The following is a 2,208-nucleotide window of genomic DNA, read 5'->3' on the forward strand; positions in this document are numbered from 1 at the left end:
CGACGATTTATTTTTAACAATACTGGTTTTTCACTCCAAGATAAATCATGAATCATTCGCCAATGATTTTGATGTATACTATAGGTAGTTTTTTCACAGAATGGACAAGTAGAATTATTAACAGCTTTTTCTATTGTTATAATTATTCCTGCCCCTTCGATTTCTTGAAAATCTAACACTTTCATATCTGGGAGATTGAGAATTTGATCTACAGAAAATTTCATAGCTATCACCAAAACTTTTGTATTTTATAATTATCATTATATCATCATTGCTATCTGAACATATTTAAAATCTTGGAATCTCTTACTGGTACTGAAGTCTGAGACTTAATGAATATAAATTTTAGGTACTAAATTTTAGTTATTTGAGTTTCCACCATAAAAGTACCGCAAGAGCCAGAATTTTAATCGCTAGAAATTAGGAATTTTTCGTTTTTTGTGATTTTTATGTAAGGGTTTAGTATTGCTAAACTCTTCCTAAAAAATTCAATGTTTAAAAAATAAATATTTTAATTACCCACACAATAGGACAAAGGAAAAATGAATATTAAGCAAATAGTTAACATGACATTTTGTGCCGCTATTTTAACTCTAAGTATGCCTGTTTTTATGCCTAATTTAGTTTTTGCTAATTCTCATTATCTCAAGGATAGCAAACAAGAAACGACTATTAATTTAACTGAGGATGATCTCAAGGAAAACTTGCTTTTAAAAATTAATACTGCAAATAATTTCTCTGGAAATATCAAACTAAATGGCAAGAATATTAAAAAAACAGAAGGTAATAGTACAGAAATTTCTCTTTTGAAGCTTTTAAAGAAAGGTAAAAATATTATAGAAATTAATGGTGTTGACAAGTCTATTGGATCTACTTTGCGAGTAGAATTGATAGGAGCAAACACACAGATTTCTCAAGAAAGTGGAGGGAGTGGTGATATCCAGCATATTTTAGTTATTTATGTACCTTAAAACAACAAATTTTTGGATAATGAAAATAAAGAATTGATCATGATTCTCAATTAGAATAATCCATGGTTACATAGTTAGAATTTTTGAAGGGTAATACTTGATCGATTAAACTGGAATTTTGTCTTCAATATCAGGGGTAAAAAACAAATTATGTTCACAAAAAAAATCTTTTTATTTACTACTAGCATTAGTTATCTGCTAATATCGGAATTACTGGTAAATGAACCTGCTTTCTCTCAGTCTGCTCCCCAAAACACTAACAGCAATTCTCAAGTAACAGGGGATTACAATAATGTTTTTCAGACTCCTAATCAAAATAGCAATCTTAATGTATTTAACTTTCCCAATATATATCCGCTGAATCATTCTATTGATACTCCTGTGAATACAGAAAATGATTTTGGGTTTAATGTTTCTGCGGGTGTAAATACTCTTGATTCTAATAATGTAACAGTGTATCTAGGATTGATTTTTCAGCCCGGTAGAACTGATTCACATAAAATCAGAATGCAAAAGATTGTTAGGGAAACAGAGTTATTAGAAACACAAAAAAAGATTGCTGAAGGACAACTTCAATTAGTGCAAAAACAAATTTCCGAAGCAGAATTGAAATTACAACAGTTGTCACCTGCAAATAATCAAAATGAGTAAAGATATAATACAGAAATAGGGAAATTTACCTTGGTGGGGTGGGAAATGGTATTACCCATTGGTTAGATTATCCGATTCATGATTTAGTGTTGTTGGTGCAGACTGCCGTGTTGCGGGATTTATTGGCAAGCGATCGCCTCACTCGTCTCAAGGATTTAGAATTAAAAAGTGAACCAGGAAAATCTCTCACCTTGCCAGAATTATTTGATACTTTACAATCTGGGATTTGGTCGGAAGTTCTGCAACCCCAAGGTAAATTACAAATTTCTAGTTTGCGGAGAGGTTTACAACCCACATTCCGCACCCTTGACTGTCACAAACGGTGATTACGGAGGTAAATTGATGAAAAATGAGTAAAAGAATACATTTATCTATAAAAAAACAAATTTTAGATAGGAAAATTGATTCAGATACATTCTCAATAAGAAGCAATAAAGAATGAGGGTGGTTTCTGGCAGAAAATATAATATAATTTTATTGTTAGTCTATCAAGACTTAATCATAACTTATATCCTTCTAGAAATAAACTTAAAAACAGCATTAAAACTTAAACTCATTAATAAAATCAATGAGTCAAATTGTATAA

Annotated in this window: 3 protein-coding genes and 1 pseudogene; 3 read left to right on the plus strand and 1 reads right to left on the minus strand. The window is 30.5% G+C overall.

Going from position 1 to position 2,208, the window contains the following annotated elements; all coding sequences use genetic code 11:
• The coding region (locus AN486_RS26370; RefSeq protein WP_290603033.1) for a transposase family protein at nt 1–224 on the minus strand (224 nt) is incomplete at its 3' end.
• Between the two features lie 318 nt (nt 225–542).
• Between AN486_RS26370 and AN486_RS26375 the strand changes: the two genes are divergently transcribed.
• The 3 genes and pseudogenes from AN486_RS26375 to AN486_RS26385 form a co-directional block, all read left to right on the plus strand.
• A complete protein-coding gene (locus AN486_RS26375) occupies nt 543–971 on the plus strand; it encodes a hypothetical protein (protein WP_290603034.1) in 429 nt (142 codons plus the stop codon).
• Between the two features lie 150 nt (nt 972–1,121).
• The gene (locus AN486_RS26380; protein WP_290603036.1) at nt 1,122–1,622 is read left to right on the plus strand and encodes a hypothetical protein; all 501 of its coding nucleotides are present in this window, start codon (nt 1,122–1,124) and stop codon (nt 1,620–1,622) included.
• 62 nt (nt 1,623–1,684) lie between these two features.
• A pseudogene (locus tag AN486_RS26385) lies at nt 1,685–1,912 on the plus strand (zinc-dependent metalloprotease); the annotation flags it as partial.
• Nucleotides 1,913–2,208 lie beyond the last annotated feature (296 nt).

Source organism: Anabaena sp. AL93, from assembly GCF_001672085.1.
Classification (GTDB): Bacteria; Cyanobacteriota; Cyanobacteriia; order Cyanobacteriales; family Nostocaceae; genus Dolichospermum; species Dolichospermum heterosporum.